Below are 21,073 nucleotides of genomic sequence, written 5' to 3'. Positions count from 1 at the left end.
TGATCATGACTGAGCTTCGAGGCTGAGCCGTCGTGCGTAATGGGCGTGCCGGGCTCGGGCTTGGTGTCGACGTCGCCATTGCGACCAGCGCAGACCATGGGCAAGGTCGCGGGCGGGCTGGATGAGCAGGGTGTTGAGCGGGCGGCGGATCTCGTTGACGGTGAGGTCGATCAGATCGGCGGCAGGGGCGGCTGGAGCACCGGTGGTGGCGTCGGCGGCGCAGATGGCCAGGACAGCGAGTGCGGCCATGGCCAGGGTGGTGAACCGGTGCCAGGATTTCCAGCGGCGGACCTGGTGCTGGTCCAGCCCGACCTGGCTCTTGCCGGCCTGGAAGGACTCCTCGACGCTCCAGCGGATACCGGCGACCATGACTAGGCGGGCGAGGCTGACCGGCCTGGGTGTCCAGCAGCGGTAGAAGGCCAGCTCGCCGGTGCTGGCGTTGCGGCGGATCAGCAGGCTGTGGTGGCCGTTGCCGGCAGGGTCGGCGTTGGTGTTGACGTCGCCGAGCCAGGCCCAGTCGTAGTAGCAGGGCCCTTTCGATCCCGCACCGGCTGACCGGCGTTGCCACGCCGAGTTCGGCAGCCCGGCCGCGATCCGGTCGGCGCGTAGGCGGGCCTTGCCGCCGTCGACCGGGACGCGGTGGTTGCAGGAGACCGTCAGGACGTAGCCCAGACCCAGCTCACGCAGCCGGGCACGGAACGCGGCGGTATTGCCGTAAGCCTCGTCCGCGGCAACCCACCGGGCGGGAACGTCCGCCTCGACCGCGGCGGTGACCATGTCGGCAGCGAGTTCGGACCGGGTCGCGAACCCGACGTCACCCGGCACGCCGGCGTCACGGCAGCGGTCCGCGTCGTCGGTCCACGACGCCGGCAGGTAGATCCGCCGGTCAGCCAGGGTGTGCCCGTGCCGGGACGCGTAGGCCAGGAACACCCCGACCTGCGCGTTCTCGATCCGGCCCGCGGTGCCGGTGTACTGCCGCTGCACACCGACCGTGCAGGTGCCCTTCTTCAAGTCTCCGGTCTCGTCCACAACCAGGACCGCGTCCCGGTCACCGAGCCGCTGCACAATCAACGACCGCAAGTCGTCGCGCACCTTATCGGCATCCCACACCGCGCGGTAGAGCAACCGCTGCATCGCATCCGGCCGCGCATGCCCGGCCTGCTCAGCCAACTGCCAGCACGTCTTGGACTCCACGTCCGACAGCAGCCCGGTCACGAACGCCGCCGCTGTCCTGCGCGGTTCCACCCGACCGAACCGTCCCGCGAACGAGTCAAGCACCCCACCAAGAACCTGCCGCCAAGCAGCCGGATTTACGCTGTGACCAGCGGCCACCGCAAGATCTGAAGTTGTGTCCACAACGCACAGACGATCACGCGGTGGCCGCGCTCTGTCCACCCCGCCCCACCAGCAACATCTCAAACGGCGGCTGCCGTACTAGGTGCTCGATGGGCGCTCTGCCGCGTCCATGTGTTGAAATCCACCACGATGAGCAACAGCGCCGCCGTTCAGATCCGGCGACTACGACGGCATGAACGAGCGCTGGCAGCGGGCGGGTGCCGACCAACACTTGCATGTAGACCAGCGGCAACGCGTCCGCCCATTAGAATCACCGCAGTTGCGCCCGCAGGGCCGCCGCCACTCGCACTTTGAACCTGCGGATTAAAGTCCTAGTTTTGAATATTTAGATATTTCAGAGAGTTATGGAGCAATTGTCCATGCTGAGTCGATGATCATCCCGGTGCATCCGCACTGGTCCAGGCACTGTCAACGCTGCGTAGAAAGCCCTCGAGGTGGCACCTCGGGGGCTTTCTTTCTCTGTCCGTGTGCGTCCGTCCAGGTTGGTGAGCATCCGAGCAACCGTTGCGGTCGTAGACTGTGGCGTTGCCTGGATCACGGGGCTTGAGATGGGCATGTTTCGCGCTGCCGCTTCGTCGGCTGCGGCAGCGCGGCGTTGGTCGCGTTCTGCAACCTCGCCGAACTGCCGCCGATCCGACTCACGACCTCCACCACGGCGCCGCGCCCCTCGCCCACCAGGCCGGCGCCGAAATCAAGACCGTCCAGAACCAGCTCGGCCCACACCAGCATCGTGCTGACCGCCGACACCTACACCAGCGTCCTGCCCGAATCGCAGCGCCGAGCCGCCGCGGCCACCGCCGAACTCGTGCTCACCGCGGCGCGTGCCGTCCGGGAACAGATCAAGAAGTGGCGCAACAAGTACGGCGACCATGGCGCCCAATCCGACTACCCTCGGCACTCCGGAACGGCCCGCGAACGCAGGTCAAGCCTCCGCGCCGCGCCCGAACGGGCCGCGGAAAAGCAGGAGCAGGAAGAAGCGCACGGCGAGCAACCACCGTCCACGGCGGACAGACCTGCAGTGTAAAGCCGCAGGTCAACGAGTGGGCCGGAGGCATCACCATGCGAACCCGGCTCACGTGGTGGTCGGTGACCCGCTGCCGCTGGTTCTTCGCAGGTCACGCGGGCGCGGTGAGGCCCGATGACCGAACCGATGAGTCGCGTCGAAGTTGTCCTTGCTCGACTCGGCCAGCATGATCCGTTCTCCGAAGCCCTTCGGGTGGGGCTGACGCTGCCCGCGCCGAAGGCGGTCCGGATGCGGTTCGTGGTGGAACTCGTCGCCCACCTGCATGACTCGCTGACCGACAGCATGGTCACGGAGCCGGAGGCGTATCAGACCTTCGTGCGGGCCGTCTCGATGCTCGACGCCTTCCTCCCCGACGGGAGGCGGCGATGACAGACGAGCGCGGCCGGCCGCCGATCCGGTTCGTTGACGCCGAGAAGGTCAACCCGTTCCAGGTGCTGCTCGAACTGCACGACCACGCGATCGGACGTCCGGCGACGCCGAGCCGGCGCGACGTCCTCGCGGAGCTGGCGCTCGCCGCGGCGGTCGTGTCGTGGTGGAGCCGGTGGCAGCCGATGTCCATCCACGCCGCGCTGCGCGCCGGGGCGGACCTGGCGGACATCGCCGCCGCCACCGGGCTGGACCCGGCGGACGTGGTCCGGCGGTGGCTGCGATGGACCGACGTCCAGACTCGGTTGACCATCGGCGAACGTCCGGCGGTGGACGTCGAGGAGGTCCGGACCATCCGGCGGCGGCTACGGGTCGAGGTGGACCAATGACACCAACCCGTCTCGCCCGGAACGTCAGCACGGCGGCCGTCGCGACGATCGCGGCATGGTCCTCCTGGAGTCACATGGTCCACGTCGCGCTACGGTACGGCGAACGTCCAGAGGTCGCCTACGTCCTGCCGCTCTCCGTCGACGGGATGCTCATCGTGGCGTCCGCCGCGATGGTCGAGGACAAACACAACGGGCACCGTGTCCGCTGGTCAGCGCGGATCGCGTTCATGGCCGGTGTGGCGGCCAGCGTCGCTGCGAACATCGCCGCGGCCCAGCCCACCGTGGGCGCGCGCATCGTCGCGGCGTGGCCCGCCGTGGCGATGCTGCTCGTGGTTGAGATGCTCTCGCGTGCCAAACCATCCAACCCGGCTACGCACGACGGCGACACGGACGACCGGGCCGACGACCCTGCATCCGTTGCCCTGAAAGAATCGTTCGCGGCCCCTGCCGAGCCAGCGTCCGATCCCGCCGACGGGCCGGACCCGCTCGCCCAGGACGGATCGTCTGCTGATGCGTCACACGGCATTCGCCGTCGTCGCGGTTCGGGTCCGACGGCGGACGTTGTGGCAAAAATGCAGGCAGAACGTCCGGACGCACGCCCCGCGGACATCGCCAGAGAGGCGGGCGTATCCGAGAGACATGTCCGTCGCCTACTGACGTCCAACGCATCCGCTACCGGCTCAGACCCCGAATCCGCCGTCACGCTCTGACAAACGGTTGGAGGTTCAGCGAGCACAGAATGGTGGCGAGCGGCCCCCGGTCCCGTAGGGAGCGCAGGTTCGAATCCTGCCGGGGGCACGTCACAGAACTGCAAGACCGGAACGCGACTGGTCGATCACTGATCGTGGAAGCCAGTTTCGCGTTCGAGTAGACGATCGAGGATGCCCCGGCCCAACGGCCGGGGCATCCTCGCGTTGACCCGATGGAGGGTGACGCACGCGCCCGGATCGCGGCTACACCTGATCTTGGAGGGTGTTTCGGAGACTCGATGGTACGGCCGAAACCACGACGCGGAGTGCCGTGGCGTCGATCGGTGGGTGTGCGGTCGTGACCCGACCGGCCCCTTGTCCCAGGCGTCCGCACCTGGTCGCTGACGCCGGTACGCCGATAGCGCCATGCCGCGCGCCGACCGACGGCGTCGACCACCACGGCTGGCGCCTGAGGTGTGGGTATGCCTCATGACGCCTACTCGAAGTCCGGGTGCTGGGTGCGCGGACCGTGCGGGTACGGTCGCTTGAGCCCGCTCACCGACTGTTATCGTCTAACGCCCTCTCGGTTGCTGTCTTCACGCCATCCCGGTCGAGGGCCTCCACAAGATCCGCCAGCGTAATGAAGGTGTTGGGAGTTACGCCTTTACTCTCCATGATCTGCCGGAGTTGCGTTCCTGTGTGGCGCTCAGCAGCTACGTAGTCGCAGTAACCTGCTGCGCACGACAGGTACATCATGTCGATCAGGTCGTTCCCCTTCCACCGGTTCCGACGATCGAGGTAGCGCAGCCGGAACAGCGCTGACAGGTTCGACACGAATGGCATCGTCCCAGTCTGCTGGAGCAACTCCTTGGCATCACGGGCGAACGATGTCGGGTCGACGCCGGCCCTTGCTGCGGCTCTGGCAAGCACCTGAATGTTGTCGGTCCAGAAGAACCCTGCGGCCTGCTTCCGCCGATCTGTATCGGAGAGCCGCTGTCCGGCGAAGTAGTCAGTGATCTCCTGATTGCGCTGAACCCACGCCGACATGTCGCCCTTCGCCTCAGCGGTGGTGTCGATCAGGCACGACAACGTGATGGAGGGTTCAGAGAGGACGAGCTGGAACAGATCCCAGTCGTTGTCGATCTCGTATGCTCGCACCCCGTTGGCGAGGAATGCCTGTGGCTCGGTGGTGACGACGGGCAGCTGCGAGAATGCCGGCAACGGGGCGTCTTCGTGCGTTGCCAGCATTACGGCCACTTCGTTGTCCCAGACTGTCATTGGGGAGCGAAGCTCCCATCCACCGGCCAGCTTGGCCATCGCGAGTCCTAAGTTGTAGCGACGGTCGCCATAGAGCGGGTAGGTCTCGGTGAAGTGCGACGACGAGAGCGGCAGGACGATACCAGCGTCGGTGGCGAGTTCGATGATCCGCATCGCGGCGGCGAGTTCATCCCTGTTCGCAACCTTACTGGGATCGACCATCGCCCATGCGAGCTTGCTCCAGTGATTCTGGTCGAGGTAGACGGCCGGTCGCCCCTTGTCCGTGCGGACAGGGCTGTACGCCTCCGAGATGAGCGTGTCGCCCCTTCGCGTCGTGCTGATCACCCACCAGTGCTCCCAGTCGAAGACCGACTGTGCGACCTGGTTGTCGGGCCAAGCTGTTGTCGGCAGTGCTCCGGCGAGACGTTGTCCGTCCGTCGTGACCACCACGTACTCATTGCGCACGAAGTCGACCGCCCAGTGCTGGAATCGGTCGGCGGAAAGGACAGGTACGTCAGCCATGAGTCTATAGTGCCGTGCTGGTACGACAAGACAGCCGCGCAACGCCTCGGATCCGGTAGTCGCACTGCTGCGAGACATGAGTCGTGCCGCAATGACGACCCCTGCTCGATGGGCTTCCGGGCGATCGTTGGGCTCATTGGAGGCAGGGTGGCGTGATGTGGCGGCGGGCTGCAGCACACACGCGGCGCTCGACGACGCCAAGCTGATCCAGTAGCCAAGCGGCCGATCGCCCATCAAGCCGATCCAGCAGGACCTATCGACGCTCGACGGAACCGAAAAGAGGTTGAGCACCGGCTATCCCAGGCGGACCATCGCCACGTGTCCACAGCGGAACCGGGAGACGAACGCGGCGCTGAGCCGTTGAAGCCGATCTACCCGTACAACCAGCCCGGCGAGGCAATCGACCTCTACTCGGGACCGATCGGCGGACTGTACGACGATACGGTGGAGGGGACGATTCGCCTTGTCCCCTACCCGACGCCGGATCTCCGCTGGGATGTCGCCGTGCCCAACACCGAGGGCCGCTCGACGATAGACCGACTCGGCGGCACGTTCGACCTGACAGCCGGAAGCATGGTCGGGCGCGCCACGGTCAGCGCTACGTCAGACAGTCGCGTGTCCGGGATCTCCGGCAGCTTGGAATTCGAGTCCGGCAAGCCGGTGACCCGTGCTCTCGTGCACTGGATGAACCTGCCGGACTACAACGGCAATGCCACGATCCGCTACGACGGCGACGACGGCAGCAAAACCTGGACTCACAGTCGACTGGCCTTGGAGATCGAAGAATGGAGCATCACTCTCGACGGCCGGCCAGGTAACGGCTCCCTCTTCAAAGAAGACACCGGCCTGGCGCGGTTCGTGCTAACGCACGTGATGGAGATCCGCCGTACGGACGGCTCCACCTTCGACGCCGAGAGCGCGAGGCTGTTGCTCGACGCGTTGCGCCTGTCCTTCTCGTTCGCCGCCGGGCGCTGGGTCTCGCCGACGCTCACCGTCGGCTTCGACACGGCCGACGCCGAAGTATGGCGGTGGTGGGTGACCCCGATCTGCGCGCCATACGAGAAGACCGGCTCACCGATCATCAGCCCACTCGTCTTCGCGGACGTCGAGGCGTTCCTCAAGGCGAGTGTCGCCAAGCTACACGGCGGCAACGCCCACAACACCACCCGCTTCCAGTTCCAGTTCGCGACACAGACCTCCAACCTGGGCTTCGTCGAGAACCGAATCTTCGCGGCCTTCCCAGCGATCGAGAACTTGAGCTGGGAGACCTTCGTGCTCGGTGGCGTGATCGCCAAGAAAGACTTCGAAGACTCGAAGGTCTGGCCGACCGCACGGCGGCTTCGCGAACTCCTGACCCGTGCCCAGATCCCGCTCGATCTGGACCAAAAGCGGCTGCCCGCGCTTTACCAGCTCGCGCAGGAGAAAGGAAACGACGGTCCTGAGGCGGCAACCTGGGTGCGGAATCGCCTGATCCATCCAAAGGACCCGTACGACCGCATATACACGCGGGAGTCTTTGGTGGTGGAGGCGTGGCAGCTGAGCCGCGAGTACATCTGCCTCCTCGTACTGCACGCGATCGGCTACCGGGGCGGGTACCTGAGCCCGATTCCGCCGCATGGATGGTTGGGTGACCCAGCTCCCGTCCCGTGGGCCGGGCCGTAGACCGCAGCGCCTCTAGCATCGACGGATATCCGCGTGCGCGGGGCGGTGCGGCGACGAGACAATTGGCGTCGTGCTCGCCGCCGCGATAACCAACCTGAGCTCCTGGAAACGCTCGGCCTGCCTCGGATGCGAGCAGACCGTCAAGCAGCAGCGCGACGCATGGGCCATGATCGTAAGTACCCGGTCCGGCGCGTGGACCGCCGCGATGCCGATCGCAGCCGGCCAGATCGGCGGCTCCGACGAGACCATCCCGCAGGAGCCGCTCTATCTCGCGGGCATAGCCCATCAGCCGTGCGCTCACGCGGCCCGCGTCCGCCTATTACGAGGCGAGGTACACCTACCTCCAGGGCTGATAGAGGTACTTCTCCGCCCCACCGAGCACGAGTCCCCTGTCCTCCAGGTGCACCTGCCCGCCGGTCCGACCGACTGCCTCCTCTGCCAATCGCACGACCGTCCCCTCACCGAGGAGCATCTTTGGTCTGAGTGGATCTCGAAGCTCCTCGTCGCCCGGGGCGCCCGCTTCCCAGAGCAGCGCGGCCACGAAACCTCTCCAACCGGGCCACGCCCGCGCGTACTGTGCCCCGACTGCAACAACGGCTGGGGCAGTGCCCTGGAGAGCGACGTCCAGAAGATCATGCTTCCGATGTTCGATGGACGAGCGGAACTCGACCGGCACGATCAGCGGCGGCTCGCGTCGTGGGCACTGAAGACCGCGCTGGTGCTCGACGCGATACGGCGGACACGAGTGGTGCCGCGCGGCTTCGGCCAAGACCTCCTCATCCACCAGCAGCCCTCCCCGGCCGTCACGGTCTGGGTAGGCAGGCACATGGACGACTACAACTGCCTCCACGCCGCCACCAAGCCGCTACGGTTCCGCCCCGAGGGCGAGGAGTCCCGCCCCGACGAACCCAACGCCTTCCTGGCGACTTTCGTCGTGTACCGGCTCGTCTTCCAGGTCTTCATCAGCTTCTACGACGCCTACATCGAGCTGACAGATCCCCACCCGCAGATCGAGCAGGCCCTGACGCAGATCTGGCCAGCCACGGGCAAGGTCGTCCGCTTCACCAGCCCGCCCGCATTCGACAAGCGATCCGTGGAGCTGCTGATGATGCGGATCGATGACGGCATCCCCAAGCCGGCGCAATGACCCCGCCACGCGGCCGGGCTGACGTGGAAGCGCGCCAAACAGCCCCGAGATGCCCGCCCCCAACCCGCCGAGCGCGATGCCACGATCGGTCCATGACGTTGTCTCGGGACGCCGAGTCGGAACCGCCAATCTGCAACCGCGTTGACAGACAGCGCCACGCCCAGATCAATCTGCACATCGGCCCAGCTCAACCCAGACGAAACCGAGATCGAGCTGTGCAGGTTTGTCTCTAGCCGGGGGCACGTCATCCCTGAAGGGACTGTAAGTTAAACGGTGTAACTCGGACAAAGAGGACACCAGGATGACGATGACAGCGGTACCGAAGGGCGATGCGCCGGCGGATGGGTCGGGGTTGGCCGATGTGGTCGACGATGCGTTGATCGCCCGGCTGGCGGGGCAGGCCCGAGCTCAGGGTGTGAGCCTGGTCGGTGAGGGCGGCCTGTTGCAGCAGCTGACGAAGCGGGTTCTGGAGGCGGCGCTCGAGGGCGAGATGGACTCGCATCTGGGCTCGGGAAAGCACGAACGTGAAGGTCGCACGCCGGGGAACGCCCGCAACGGCCGGCGGGCCAAGACGGTGCTGACCGAGGCCGGGCCGGTCGAGTTGGACGTGCCGCGGGACCGGGACGGGTCGTTCACGCCGCAGATCGTACGCAAGCGGCAGCGTCGGCTGTCCGGTGTGGACGATCTGGTCGTCTCGCTGACGGCGAAGGGGTTGACGACTGGTGAGGTGTCGGCGCATCTGGCCGAGGTGTACGGCGCGGAGGTGTCGAAGGAGACGATTTCCACGATCACCGACCGGGTCCTGGACTCGATGGGTGAGTGGCAGTCCCGGCCCCTCGATCGGGTGTATCCGGTGGTGTTCATCGACGCCATTCAGGTGAAGATCCGTGATGGCCAGGTCGCGAACCGGCCGATCTATGTAGCCCTCGCGGTGACCGTGGACGGGCACCGGGACATCCTGGGCATGTGGGCCGGAGAGCACGGCGAGGGTGAGGGCGCCAAGTTCTGGCTGCGGGTGTTGACCGATATCCGTAACCGCGGCACCCGGGACGTGTGCATCGTGGTGTGTGACGGGTTGAAGGGCCTGCCCGACGCGGTCGCCACGGTATGGCCGAAGACCGTGGTCCAGACGTGCATCGTGCACCTGTTACGGAATTCGTTCAAGTACGCGTCCCGGAAAGATTGGACCGCGATCGCCGCTGCGCTCAAGCCGGTCTACACCGCGTCGTCGGAGCAGGCCGCCCTGGACCGGTTCGCCGAGTTCGCCGCTGCGTGGGAGAAGAAGTACCCGGCGATCGTCCGGTTGTGGACCAACGCCTGGGCGGAGATGGTGCCGTTCCTGGCCTTCCACACCGACATCCGGTCGATCATCTGCACCACCAACGCCATCGAGAGCCTCAACGCCCGGTTCCGCCGGGCCGTGAACGCCCGTGGCCACTTCCCTAACGAGCAGGCCGCGATGAAGGTCCTCTACCTCACCGTCATGTCCCTGGACCCCACCGGCCGCGGCCGGCAACGCTGGTCCAACCGCTGGAAAGCGGCTCTCAACGCCTTCGAGATCACGTTCGACGGACGCCTCTCCAACCCCAGCACATAGACAACCATCACCACTACAACTCAGACCTGAACAACATTTCCACCGTTAATTTGACAGCCCCTCCCTGAAGGAGTGGGGCCGGTCAAGCCTCAACGCCGGGGTTTTTTGTGACTGTTTTTCCGGTTCCCGGTAGGTCTTGGACACGCGTCGGTGAGGGGTCGGGGTCAAGGCTGGCCGTAGGCCACCCCGCAGGGGCTTGGCCTTGAGACCGGCTCCGAGCGGCGCACAATGTTCGGTTCCGGGAATGGGGCTGTGTGGGCCGTGTTCTCCAGTCGTCCGGTGTGGACGGATGGCAACGGTCAGACGCTGGGGTCTGGTTGCCGGTCATCCCTTCGCCACCGACAGGGTGGCATGGAGTGCTACGGCCGCAGCCAGACGGGGTCAATCACATGTGCTCGGCCTCGCCGCCGTAGGCGGGGGTCAGACGTGCCTCGACCTCGCGTGCTGGCTGCGTCCAGATCGTGCTCACGCCGGCCGGGCCAGGCAGCGGATGTGTCCGTCGCGTAGCCCGTAGTAGACCAGAGTGAGCAGCTGACGGGCGATGGCGACCTTGGCGACGTTCGCACCCCGACGCTCACCGATGCGAGCGCGCACCGTGCCGAGGTTCCCGCTGCGCACGCGTTGGACGGCTTCGACGGCGGCCCAGCGCACCAGGGCGGAGCCCTGCTTGGTGATCCTTCCCCGGCGCACCTTGGTGTCCGATTCGTGGTGGCGCGGGGTCAACCCCGCCCACGAGCACAACTGCGCCGGGCCGGGAAAGCGGTGCGGGTCGCCGATCTCGGCCACGAACACCGTAGCCAGGACCGGGCCGACCCCGTCGATGGCCTGGATCGCCCGGTAGCCGCGATGGGCCGCCAGCCGGGGTCGTGGCCAGCTTGGTGTACACATCGACTTCGAACCCCAACGCGTCGATCAACCTGCGCAGCGACGCGATCCGCCCGGCGTACACATCGGGGATCTGCAACCCGTCGAGCAGCCGGTTGCCGCCGACCCCGAACAGGTCCGACACCGCCACGCTGACGCCGCACTTGGCCAGTACCGCGTGCACGCTCGCCTTCAAACCCGACCGCAACGCGACCAACTTGGCCCGGTGCCGCACCACCTCCCGCAGCTCCCGGGTCGCCGGCGGAGCGATCCACGCCTGCGGTAGCCGGCCCATCCGCAGCAGATCCGCCAGATCCGAGGCGTCACGCTCGTCGTTCTTCACCCGACGGTAGGCGAACCCCTTGACCCCCAACGGATGCGCCAGATGCACCTGCGCACCCGCCTCGGCCAACACATCAGCCGCCCAATACCAGCCGTAGGTGGCCTCCAACACCACCTGCGGCCCCTCACCCCAGCCAGCGACCTGCTCGGCCAGCACAAACGGATCGTTACCGATCCGCGCGACCTCCAGCCGCTCACCAGCCTGCGTCTGCCGCGCAATCACACTGCGCCGCCGATGCAGATCAATACCCACGAACTGTTGTCCCACGTACGCTTCCACCAGGGGCCTCCTTCGTCGTAGACGTGAGCACCTCCAGCGTCCGCCGGAGGATCACGAGGAGCGGAGGCCCCGCTCCTTCATCCGATCACAGAACTGCAACCGCGCAGCGCGATCGGCCGGTCACTAAACGTAGAAGCCAGTTTCGCGTTCAGGTAGAAGATCAAGCATGCCCTGGCCCTCGGCCGGTGCATGCTTGCGTTGACCCGATGCACGGCACCGAACGCGCCCAGATCGTCGGAGGTTCGGATTGGCTGCGAGATGGAACTCCTGGTCATGCCTCAGTCGAGACCGGCCGTTGCAAACGCCGCCCGGATACCGATCATGCCAATGGGCCTTGCGATCGCACCGGGTCGACAACCCGACATCCGGGAAGAGGAGGGAGTGCCGATTCCATCGCCCGGCGTCAGCGTCGTAGCCTTACGGACTCAGGCGGGATGGATCAAGACGGTGGGGACAACGCTAGGTGATCACTGGTGAGCTGAAGAGCAAGATCGACCGGATCTGGGACACCTTCTGGTCGGGCGGCATCTCAAATCCGCTCGAGGTGATCGAACAGATCACTTATCTCCTCTTCATCCGGCGCCTCGATGAACTGCACGGCCTCGCCCTGAAGAAGGCCAGGCGTACCGGCGAGCCCATCAAGCGGCCGATCTACCCAGACGGCGACGACGCCAAGGGTAGGCCGTACGCCGAGTTGCGCTGGTCGTACTTCAAGCACGCCGAGTCGCGTGAGATGTTCGACATCGTCGGGGATCACGTCTTTCCATTCCTGCGCGCACTTGGCGGCGACGGCTCTACCTACGCGTCTCACATGAAGGACGCCCGGTTCACTGTCCCCAACCCGGCGCTGCTATCCCGGGTCGTCGACATGCTCGACGGCGTTTCGATGGAGGACCGCGATACCAAGGGTGACCTGTACGAATACCTGCTCAGCAAGATCGCCACCGCTGGCCACAACGGGCAGTTCCGCACGCCCCGGCACATCATCCGGTTGATGGTGGAGATGGTCGGCCCCGGCCCGGACGACACCATCTGCGACCCGGCCTGCGGTAGCGCAGGCTTCCTAATGGAGGCCAGCGAGTACGTCCGTCGGGAGCATCCAGACCTATTCCATGACGCAAAGCGTAATTGGCACTACCACCACGAGATGTTTCACGGCTTTGACTTTGACCGAACAATGCTCCGGGTCGGCAGCATGAACATGCTGCTGCACGGCGTCGAGAATCCGGCAATTGAATACCGGGACTCCCTAGCGCAGAGCGTCAGCGACGAAGAGGAGAAGTATTCGGTCATCCTGGCGAATCCACCTTTTAAGGGCAGCCTTGATAAGGATGGAGTCGCCGAGGCGTTGACCCAATCGGTCAAGACAACTAAGACGGAACTGCTCTTTCTGGTACTTTTCCTGCGATTGCTCAGGCCGGGCGGCCGGGCGGCAGTAATCGTGCCGGATGGCGTTCTCTACGGGGCTACGAAAGCGCATAGGGAGATTCGCCGAATGCTGGTGGACGACCACAGGTTGGATGCTGTTATAAAACTCCCGGGCGGAGTATTTAAGCCGTATTCCGGGGTGTCGACGGCGATTCTGTTCTTCACCAAAACCAACAGCGGCGGCAGCGAAAACATCTGGTTTTATGAGGTGGCGGCTGACGGTTTGAGCCTGGACGATAAGCGAACCCCGTTGCTGCCGGAGGAAAAACTCGGCCCTCGGACATCGGGCGATCTTTCCGAGGCGGAACATGCCAAGAACAACTTGCCAGATGTGCTCGCCCGTTGGGTGCAGCGCGACGGTGATGAGCAGAAACGGGCACGGACCGAGCAGAGCTTCTGCGTGCCGAGAGAAGAGATCGTCGCCGGGGGATACGATCTCAGCCTCAATCGCTATAAAGAGATCGTTCACGAAGATACAAAGCACCGGCCGCCGCTGGAAATTATAGGCGACCTCGAACGCCTTGAATCCGAAATTCAGCAGGGTATGTCGGACCTGAAAGCGATGCTCGGATGAGCGCCTTTCCAAGCAACTGGGAAGCGGTCCCCTTGGAATCCGTCGCGGAGGTCCGGCTCGGACGACAGCGATCGCCCAAGAACCACGAGGGCGACCACATGCGACCCTACGTCAGGGCGGCCAACGTCGGTTGGCGGGGCTTATTGCTCGACGATGTTAAGCAGATGAATTTTACCGATTCCGAGATGGACACTTACCGCCTCAAGGTGGGAGACCTGCTGCTCAACGAGGCGTCAGGAAGTGCGACCGAGGTAGGTAAGCCTGCAGTCTGGCGTGGCGAAATTGATGATTGCGCCTTCCAGAATACCTTGATTCGGGTGCGGCCTTTCCGAGTCGACTCAGACTATCTACTGCATTACTTTCGCAATCAGGCGGCGTTGAAGATGTTTGCTGCAGCCTCCCGCGGCGTGGGTATCCATCACATCGGGCGGGAAGCTCTCGCATCGTGGATCATACCGCTTCCCCCCATAGAAGAGCAGCGCAAGATCGGATGTTTGCTGGAGCGGGCCGACGCGGTGCGTGCTAAGCGACGTGAGGCGCTCGAAAATTTGGATGAACTAGAGCGATCCGTCTACTTAGAGATGTTCGGCGATCCGCTGGACAACCCAATGAACTGGCCCATAGTTCGTCTCGCAGAAGTAATTGCGAGCCCTCTTCGAAATGGCCTGTCACCTACCAGCCGGGGAAATGTGCCGGCTAAGATTTTGACGCTTTCCAGTGTGACAGGATCGAGTTTCAATCCGTCAGCCTACAAGATTGCCTCATTTCTGAGCGAGCCTCCAACCTCGCAATCTGTACGTGATTCGGACTTTCTAATTTGCCGAGGTAATGGAAATCTCGAACTGGTCGGTAGAGGTTTCTTTCCGCCATACTCGATGCCAGACACAACTTTCCCCGATACGATCATCGCGGCTCGTGCTGACCTCGGCAGAGTTCGTAAAGAATTTCTGGAGCACGTATGGTCAACTGCCGCCGTGAGGAGTCAAATCGAGGCGTCGGCTCGAACTACAAATGGCACGTATAAGGTTAATCAAACAGCGCTGGAAGGCATCGCTTTCTGCCTTCCGGATATCGATGTTCAGTATGAATTCGCTACGCGCATTGAAGCAATTAGGCGAGTTCGCGCTGCGCAGCGTGCAAGTATGGCTGAACTGGACAGCCTGTTTGCGTCGCTTGAGGTAAAGGCGTTTCGCGGAGAGCTGTGAGTGTGCGATGATCGGTGGCTGTCCACACGTGGGGAGGATCTTCGTCGATGAGCAACTTCGCGTTCCTGCAGGTCGAATGGCCCGAGCTGTTCGCCGAGGCGGAGCAGGCTGAGCGAAATGCCGTGGTCGATCCGCGTGCCGCGTGCTTCTATGCTCGGCGTTGCCTGGAACTTGCGTTGAAGTGGCTCTATCGCGCCGACCGTCAACTGCGGCTGCCGGGGGACCGGCGTCTGACCGGCCTGATCGCCGAGCCGACGATGCAGACATTGGTCGGGCCAACGCTCATCGCCAAGATGCAGATCATTCGGGTACAGGGCAACAAGGCTGTACACGAGAAGGGGACGGTGTCGGAGCGAATCGCCGGCCAGGTAGTTCGTGAGCTGTTCCACCTGACGTACTGGATCGCTCGCACCTACACCCGCGACGCTTCCGCCCTGCCCTCAGATGTCCTGATGTTCGACCCCGCGCTGCTGCCCCGCCCGGCGGATGCGCAGGCCCAAAGCCGGGCAGAGATCCGTGCCCTAGACGAGCAGCTCGCCGCCCGAGACGCGGCGCTCGCCGAGGCGGAGGCGGACAACGTCGATCTCGATGTGCAGATCGCTGCCCTGCGCGCGCAGATCACGGCGGCGAAGGCCGCGAATGCCGCCCGCCCCGATCACCACGACTACAACGAGCAGGAGACCCGCGACCGCTACATCGACGTTCTGCTCGGCGAGGCTGGCTGGCCACTCGACCAGACGCGTGACCGGGAGTTCCCGGTCACCGGTCTGCCGCGCGGCTCCGGCAATGGCCATGTCGACTATGTGCTGTGGGGTGCTGACAATCTGCCCCTCGCTGTCGTCGAGGCCAAACGCACCCGCCGCGACCCGATGATCGGACAGCAGCAGGCCAAGGAGTACGCCGACGCTCTGGAGGTGGCGTACGGCCAGCGCCCGGTCATCTTCTACACCAACGGATACGAAACCTGGCTGTGGGAGGACGACCGCTACCCGCCGCGGCCGGTGCAGGGTTTCTACACCTGCGATGAACTTCAGCTCCTCGTGCAGCGGCGGGCCGGCCGGCGGCGACTGGCCGAGCTAGCCATCGACGAGAATATCGTCGAACGGCACTACCAGCAGCGGGCCATCCGCCGGATCGCGGAGACGTTCGAGGGGGAGGCACAGCGCAAGGCGCTGGTGGTGATGGCTACCGGGGCGGGCAAAACCCGCACCGCCATCGCTCTAGTCGAGCTCCTGATGCGGGCCAACTGGGTCAAGCGGGTGCTCTTTCTGGCCGACCGGGTGGCCCTAGTCGAGCAAGCCGCGCGGGCGTTCAAGGAACATCTGCCGCACGCCACCGCCGTCAACCTGATCGACGACAAGGTGGGCGAGGGACGGGTCTATGTCTCGACGTATCCGACCATGCTGGGTCTGATCAACCAGAGCGATGGCGGGCAGCGGCGGTTCGGCCCTGGCCACTTCGACTTGGTTGTCATTGACGAGGCGCATCGGTCGGTCTACCAGAAGTACCGAGCAATTTTCTCCTACTTTGATTCCCTGCTGATCGGGTTGACCGCCACGCCGAAGGACGAGGTCGACCGCAACACCTACGGCCTATTTGACCTCGCTGACGGCGTCCCTACCGATGCGTACACGTTGGAGGAGGCTGTCGCCGAGAAGTACCTCGTCCCGCCCCGTGCCGTCGCGGTCGACCTGCGTATCCAGCGCACCGGCCTGCGCTACAACGATCTGAACGAGGCCGAGAGGGACGAGTGGGACGCCCTGGAGTGGGGCGACGACGACGTTCCCGACGAGGTGCCGGCCGAGGCGGTCAACAGCTGGTTCTTCAACGCCGACACGGTGGACAAGGTGCTGGAATACCTGATGACGCGAGGACATAGGGTCGCCGGCGGTGATCGAATTGGCAAGACGATCATCTTTGCTAAGAACAACCGGCATGCCAAACTCATCGCTGAGCGCTTCGACGCCAACTATCCGCACTACCGAGGTCAGTTCGCCCGTATCATCACGCATCAGGTCGTGGGCGCGCAGGGTCTGATCGATTCGTTCACGAACCCGGACCGCCAGCCGCACATCGCCATCTCGGTAGACATGCTGGACACCGGGATCGACATTCCCGACGTCGTGAACCTGGTGTTCTTCAAGATCGTGCGGTCGAAGACAAAGTTTGCGCAGATGCTCGGCCGGGGCACCCGTCTGCGTCCCGACCTCTATGCCACCGGCGTTGACAAAAAGGACTTCTTCGTCTTCGATTTTTGTGGCAACTTCGAGTACTTCGGCCAGAACCCGCCCAGCACCGAGGGATCGCTCAGCCCATCGCTCACCGAGCGGCTCTTTAGGGCCAAGGTGGAGCTGGTTAACCAGCTCGACCAGCGCCGTCCCGAGATTTCCTCCGATAGCGAAGCCTCTGACGGTTCGCACACGGAGGCCGGTCTGCGCTGGGACCTAGCCAGGGACCTGCACCGCCGAGTCCAGGCGATGCGCCTGGACAATGTTGTGGTGCGTCCGCACCGCCGGTTGGTCGAGCACTTTGTGGACTTCGATAACTGGCGCCGGCTGTCACCGGAGGCGTCTGCGCAGCTTGCCACCGAGCTCGCCGGTCTGCCCACCGAAGTGCGTGACGACGGCGAGGACGCCAAGCGGTTTGATCTGCTGATCCTGCGGTTGCAGCTTGGCCTGCTCATTCCATATGGCCGCTTCAACCGGCACCGCACCGAGGTGCAGGAGATTGCCTCAGTTCTGCTGGAGCAGGCCACGATCCCGGCGATCCGTGCTCGGGAGGAGTTGCTCCGTGAGGTTGCTGGCGACGAATGGTGGCAGGATGTCACCCTGCCGATGCTGGAGCTGGCCCGCCGTCGAATCCGTGAGCTGGTTCGTTTGGTCCCGAAGGCCCGCCGTGCCGTCGTCTACACCAACTTCGCCGACGAACTTGATCAGGAATTTGAGCTGCAGTTCGCCGGGGTCAGTACCGGCACCGACCTGGACCGGTTCCGCGAGAAAGTACGCGTCTACCTTCGTACCCACGAGGACCACTTGGCCGTGCAGAAGCTGCGCCGCAACCGGCCGCTCTCCGGTACCGACCTCGCCGAGCTGGAACGGATGCTCGGCGACAGCGGCGTCGGCGATAAACAGGACATCGACCAGGCTCGGCGGGCCTCTCAAGGGTTGGGCCTGTTCATCCGCTCTATGGTGGGGCTGGACCGTGAGGCAGCCCGGGAGGCGTTCAGTGAATTCCTGACCGGTCGAACGCTCAATGCCGCACAGCTCGACTTCGTCAACCTGATCATCCACGACCTCACCGCCAACGGAGTCATGGAGCCGGGCCGCCTTTACGAGTCCCCTTTCAACACAATCGCGCCCCACGGCCCCGAAGTGCTGTTCCCGTCGGCGGATGTAGACCGCCTCTGCGCGATCCTCGCCGTCGTCAAGCGCAATGCCGTACCGACAAGCGAGGTTGCCTGACGATCTGTCACCGCCCGGCCCCGCGTTTGCTCGCTGCGTTGCGTATCGTGAAGGTTCAACCCGAAGCCGCGCAGCGCGAACCAGACGCCAGTGACAGCGCGGCCACCGCATGAGACTCCTGTGTTGTGGGCAACAGAACATCGCGAGGCGAGTGCCTAGGCCATAGTAGAGGCCGAGCGCACCCATGTTCGTTTCGTCGCCCACGGCCGAAACGAGGTCCCTCACTGCTCAATTCGGATCATCGATTTCTAGCTCCAAAGCGCGCGGGCGTAACAGTCCGCGATCTGCGCGAGTGGTGTGCTGCTGTCGCGTAGGGTCGGCGCGTGATCGAAGCGCAGACTGGTCCTGATCTTGCCTATATTGCCAGCGTGACGCGGGTACGTGCGGCGGCTGGTGTGGTGCTCCGCGATGCAGCCGGTGGAGTGCTGGTGGTGCATCCGACGTACAAGGACGTGTGGGAGGTGCCCGGGGGGACGGTCGAGCTGGATGAGTCACCGGCCGAGGCTGCAGTACGCGAGCTCAAGGAGGAGCTGGGCTTGTCGGTGCCGGTGGGCGCGCTGCTGTGTGTCGATTGGGTGCCGCCGAGCCCGCCGTGGGATGGGGGGCTGATGTTCGTGTTTGATGGTGGTGTGCTGTCGACGGAGCAGGTCTCGTCGATCCAATTGCGTCCGGAGGAGCTCGACCGGTTGCAGTTTGTTACTCCGGAGCGGTTGTCGGAAATCCTGATCCCGCGTATGGCGCGGCGCGTCATGGCGGCTGTTTCGGCGATCGGTCGTGGCGGCGCCTATCTCGAAGACGGCTTCTCGGTCGCGAGCGTGTAGCCGGCGAGGTTGAAGGTTGCTGGCGGCACCTGGGCGAGTTCGGGGGTTGTGGGGTCGCCGGTGGCGGCGGAGGTGAGTACGGCTTCGGCGGCGGCGATCGTTGCGGCGGCCTGCCAGAGGGTGATGATGGGTGCGTCCTCGCCCCGGACGGCGTCGCGGAATGCTTCGTGTTCGCCGAGCAGTGGTTCGCGTTTGGGGATGGCGTAGCGGGTGATGTCGCCTTCGGTGACGCCGCGGAAGACTTCGGCGGCGGCCCATTCGGTTCGGGTGGAGCCGTTGGCGTAGAAGGTGAGGTCGCCGTGGACGGTGTCGGCGGCGAGGCAGCCGTGTGAGCCGGTGGCGATGGTGACGCGTTCCTTCAGCGGTGACAGCCAGTTGACGAGGTGGTTGGTGATGGTGCCGTCGCTGAGTTCTCCGAGAATGGTGACGAGGTCTTCGGCGATCCGGCCGCTGCGTGCGAGGGTCCTGGCGGTGACGGAGACCAGGGGCAGGCCGGTGATCCAGGTGGTGATGTCCAGGTCGTGTGTGGCGAGGTCAAGGACGGCGCCGACGTCGCGGATCCGGGGTGGGTATGGGCCTTGGCGTCGGGTGGCGATCTGGTAGACGGTGCCGAGTGCGCCGTCGGTGAGGCGGGTCCGGAGAGCTTGCAGGGCGGGGTTGTACCGCTCGATGTGGCCGACGGCTCCGATGATTCCGGCGGCGTCAAATGCTTCGGCGACGGCGCGTGCGGTGGGCAGGTCGGGCGCGAGGGGCTTCTCGATCAGGGTCGGCACGCCGGCTGCAGCGAGGTGCAGCGCGACGGTCGGGTGGTCGGCTGTCGGGACGGCCACCACGCAGTAGTCGAGGCGGTGGCTGAGGAGTTGTTCGACGGTGGCCACGATGGGGATGTCCCGGGTGGCCCGGTGCGGGTCGCCGCGGGGGTCGGCGGCGACGACGAGTTCGACGCCGGGGAGTTGGCTGAGGATGCGGGCGTGGTGGCGGCCCATCATGCCGAGGCCGACGAGCCCGGCCCGCAGGTGTCGGGTCACGTGTTCATCGCCGTGATGATGCGTGCGAGGTCGGCCTGGGTGAGGTGCGGGTGCACGGGCAGGGACAGGACGTCGGTGGTGGCCTGTTCGGTGTGCGGGAGCGTGGCGGGGTCGTCGTAGGCCGGGCTGCGGTGCACGGGCGTCGGGTAGTGCGCAGCGGTTTCGATGCTCGCAGCGGAGAGGCGGGCACGGACGGCTTCGCGGTCGGGGTGGCGGATGACGTACTGGTGATAGACGTGGACGGCCCCAGGGAAGACAGCCGGGATGGTGCCGTCGCGGAGCCGGTCGTTGAAGACCGCGGCGTTGGACTGGCGGCGGGCGGTCCACCATGGCAGCGCAGCGAGTTGGACTCGGCCGATCGCGGCGGACACGTCGGTCATGCGGGCATGGAACCCGACGAGTTCGTACCTGTACCGGTCTGTCATGCCCTGGTTGCGCAGCAGCCGAAGCCGCCGCGCAACCTGCTCGTCGGCGGTGACGGCCATGCCGCCCTCGATCGTGTGCATGTTCTTGGTTGGGTAGAAGCTGAACGCCGCGCCGTGGCCGAGCGCACCGGCCGGCATACCGTCGAGCGCGGCGGCCACGGCCTGTGCCGCGTCTTCGATGACGGCCAGGCTGTGCCTGCTGGCGAGCGCGTTCAGGTGGGGCATATCGGCGGGCTGACCGAACAGGTGGACCGGAATGATCGCGGCGGTGCGGTCGGTGATCGCGGCTGCGACGGAGGCCGGGTCCAGGGTGAACGTGTCCGGGGTGATGTCGGCGAAGACCGGAGTGGCGCCTGCGTGGACGACGGCGTGAGCGGTGGCACCGAACGTGAACGACGGCACGATCACCTCGTCTCCTGGGCCGATGCGGTTGGCACGCAGCAGCAGGTGCAGCGCGGCGGTGCCCGAGCTGACCGCTACGCAGTGCCGGCCCGAGACGAGTTCCGCGAACTCGTCCTCGAATACGGCGACCTCGCTGCCTTGCACGAGCTGGCCGCTGCGGAGCACACGAACGGCGGCTTCCACCTCAGCGTCGCCGACATGGGGGTGCGCCAGCGTGATCAGTGGCGCCATGAG

17 protein-coding genes and 2 pseudogenes are annotated in these 21,073 nt (G+C 65.1%); 11 read left to right on the top strand and 8 right to left on the bottom strand.

The features are described from left to right. Positions 1–3: 3 nt before the first annotated feature. Positions 4–1,332, bottom strand: coding sequence for an IS701 family transposase (locus ACQEVZ_RS30155; RefSeq protein ID WP_433372696.1), 1,329 nt, complete (start codon positions 1,330–1,332; stop codon positions 4–6). Between the two features lie 558 nt (positions 1,333–1,890). Beyond that, on the bottom strand, positions 1,891–2,103 hold the full coding sequence (locus tag ACQEVZ_RS30150) for a hypothetical protein (protein ID WP_433372693.1): 213 nt from the start codon (positions 2,101–2,103) through the stop codon (positions 1,891–1,893). Between ACQEVZ_RS30150 and ACQEVZ_RS30145 the strand changes: the two genes are divergently transcribed. The 4 genes from ACQEVZ_RS30145 (at position 2,087) to ACQEVZ_RS30130 (ending at position 3,845) form a co-directional block, all read left to right on the top strand. Then, on the top strand, positions 2,087–2,380 hold the full coding sequence (locus tag ACQEVZ_RS30145) for a hypothetical protein (RefSeq protein ID WP_433372690.1): 294 nt from the start codon (positions 2,087–2,089) through the stop codon (positions 2,378–2,380). The genes ACQEVZ_RS30150 and ACQEVZ_RS30145 overlap by 17 nt on opposite strands. Before the next feature lie 114 nt (positions 2,381–2,494). Further along, on the top strand, positions 2,495–2,749 hold the full coding sequence (locus tag ACQEVZ_RS30140) for a hypothetical protein (RefSeq protein WP_433372688.1): 255 nt from the start codon (positions 2,495–2,497) through the stop codon (positions 2,747–2,749). Further along, positions 2,746–3,135, top strand: a complete 390-nt coding sequence (locus tag ACQEVZ_RS30135) for a hypothetical protein (RefSeq protein ID WP_433372685.1) — start codon at positions 2,746–2,748, stop codon at positions 3,133–3,135. Before ACQEVZ_RS30140 ends, ACQEVZ_RS30135 begins: the two co-directional genes overlap by 4 nt. Continuing rightward, entirely contained in the window at positions 3,132–3,845 is a 714-nt protein-coding gene (locus ACQEVZ_RS30130; protein ID WP_433372682.1) for a DUF2637 domain-containing protein, read from the top strand. Before ACQEVZ_RS30135 ends, ACQEVZ_RS30130 begins: the two co-directional genes overlap by 4 nt. Before the next feature lie 534 nt (positions 3,846–4,379). Here ACQEVZ_RS30130 and ACQEVZ_RS30125 read toward each other — a convergent pair. Continuing rightward, complete coding sequence (locus tag ACQEVZ_RS30125) at positions 4,380–5,603, bottom strand: hypothetical protein (RefSeq protein ID WP_433372679.1); 1,224 nt, start codon at positions 5,601–5,603, stop codon at positions 4,380–4,382. Between the two features lie 318 nt (positions 5,604–5,921). On the opposite strand from ACQEVZ_RS30125, the gene ACQEVZ_RS30120 reads away from it, so the two are divergent. From ACQEVZ_RS30120 to ACQEVZ_RS30110, 3 genes are all read left to right on the top strand, one after another. After that, positions 5,922–7,265 carry a hypothetical protein gene (locus ACQEVZ_RS30120; RefSeq protein ID WP_433372676.1) on the top strand — a complete coding sequence of 448 codons (1,344 nt, stop codon included), beginning with the start codon at positions 5,922–5,924 and terminating at the stop codon, positions 7,263–7,265. Between the two features lie 70 nt (positions 7,266–7,335). Further along, positions 7,336–8,412, top strand: a complete 1,077-nt coding sequence (locus ACQEVZ_RS30115; protein ID WP_433372673.1) for a hypothetical protein — start codon at positions 7,336–7,338, stop codon at positions 8,410–8,412. A 307-nt stretch (positions 8,413–8,719) separates the two neighbouring features. Next, positions 8,720–10,009: an IS256 family transposase gene (locus ACQEVZ_RS30110; protein ID WP_433377076.1), complete on the top strand. Its 1,290-nt coding sequence runs from the start codon at positions 8,720–8,722 to the stop codon at positions 10,007–10,009. A gap of 465 nt (positions 10,010–10,474) precedes the next feature. Here the strand turns inward: ACQEVZ_RS30110 and ACQEVZ_RS30105 are convergent, their stop codons facing one another. From ACQEVZ_RS30105 to ACQEVZ_RS30095, 3 genes and pseudogenes are all read right to left on the bottom strand, one after another. Then, a complete protein-coding gene (locus ACQEVZ_RS30105; RefSeq protein ID WP_433377301.1) occupies positions 10,475–10,603 on the bottom strand; it encodes a hypothetical protein in 129 nt (42 codons plus the stop codon). Positions 10,604–10,678: 75 nt separating this feature from the next. Beyond that, positions 10,679–10,897 (bottom strand): annotated as a pseudogene (locus ACQEVZ_RS30100) (transposase); the annotation flags it as partial. Between the two features lie 154 nt (positions 10,898–11,051). Then, positions 11,052–11,468, bottom strand: a pseudogene (locus tag ACQEVZ_RS30095) (IS110 family transposase); the annotation flags it as partial. A gap of 490 nt (positions 11,469–11,958) precedes the next feature. On the opposite strand from ACQEVZ_RS30095, the gene ACQEVZ_RS30090 reads away from it, so the two are divergent. From ACQEVZ_RS30090 to ACQEVZ_RS30075, 4 genes are all read left to right on the top strand, one after another. Beyond that, positions 11,959–13,497 (top strand): type I restriction-modification system subunit M, encoded by a 1,539-nt coding sequence (locus ACQEVZ_RS30090; RefSeq protein WP_433372670.1) that lies wholly within the window; start codon positions 11,959–11,961, stop codon positions 13,495–13,497. Further along, positions 13,494–14,702 (top strand): restriction endonuclease subunit S, encoded by a 1,209-nt coding sequence (locus ACQEVZ_RS30085; protein WP_433372667.1) that lies wholly within the window; start codon positions 13,494–13,496, stop codon positions 14,700–14,702. The genes ACQEVZ_RS30090 and ACQEVZ_RS30085 overlap by 4 nt, the downstream gene beginning before the upstream one ends. A 47-nt stretch (positions 14,703–14,749) precedes the next feature. Next, positions 14,750–18,163: a DEAD/DEAH box helicase family protein gene (locus ACQEVZ_RS30080; RefSeq protein WP_433372664.1), complete on the top strand. Its 3,414-nt coding sequence runs from the start codon at positions 14,750–14,752 to the stop codon at positions 18,161–18,163. Positions 18,164–18,486: 323 nt separating this feature from the next. Next, positions 18,487–18,984 (top strand): NUDIX domain-containing protein, encoded by a 498-nt coding sequence (locus ACQEVZ_RS30075; protein WP_433372661.1) that lies wholly within the window; start codon positions 18,487–18,489, stop codon positions 18,982–18,984. Here the strand turns inward: ACQEVZ_RS30075 and ACQEVZ_RS30070 are convergent. Together ACQEVZ_RS30070 and ACQEVZ_RS30065 are read right to left on the bottom strand one after the other, a co-directional pair. Next, positions 18,948–20,012, bottom strand: a complete 1,065-nt coding sequence (locus ACQEVZ_RS30070; protein ID WP_433372658.1) for a Gfo/Idh/MocA family protein — start codon at positions 20,010–20,012, stop codon at positions 18,948–18,950. The genes ACQEVZ_RS30075 and ACQEVZ_RS30070 overlap by 37 nt on opposite strands. After that, the gene (locus tag ACQEVZ_RS30065) at positions 20,009–21,070 is read right to left on the bottom strand and encodes a DegT/DnrJ/EryC1/StrS family aminotransferase (RefSeq protein WP_433372655.1); all 1,062 of its coding nucleotides are present in this window, start codon (positions 21,068–21,070) and stop codon (positions 20,009–20,011) included. The genes ACQEVZ_RS30070 and ACQEVZ_RS30065 overlap by 4 nt, the downstream gene beginning before the upstream one ends. Positions 21,071–21,073 lie beyond the last annotated feature (3 nt).

The organism is Dactylosporangium sp. CA-152071, from assembly GCF_050936335.1.
GTDB classification, from domain to species: Bacteria; Actinomycetota; Actinomycetes; order Mycobacteriales; family Micromonosporaceae; genus Dactylosporangium; species Dactylosporangium maewongense.
Note: the sequence above shows the minus strand (reverse complement) of the source record. Positions and strands in the feature narration are given on the sequence as shown.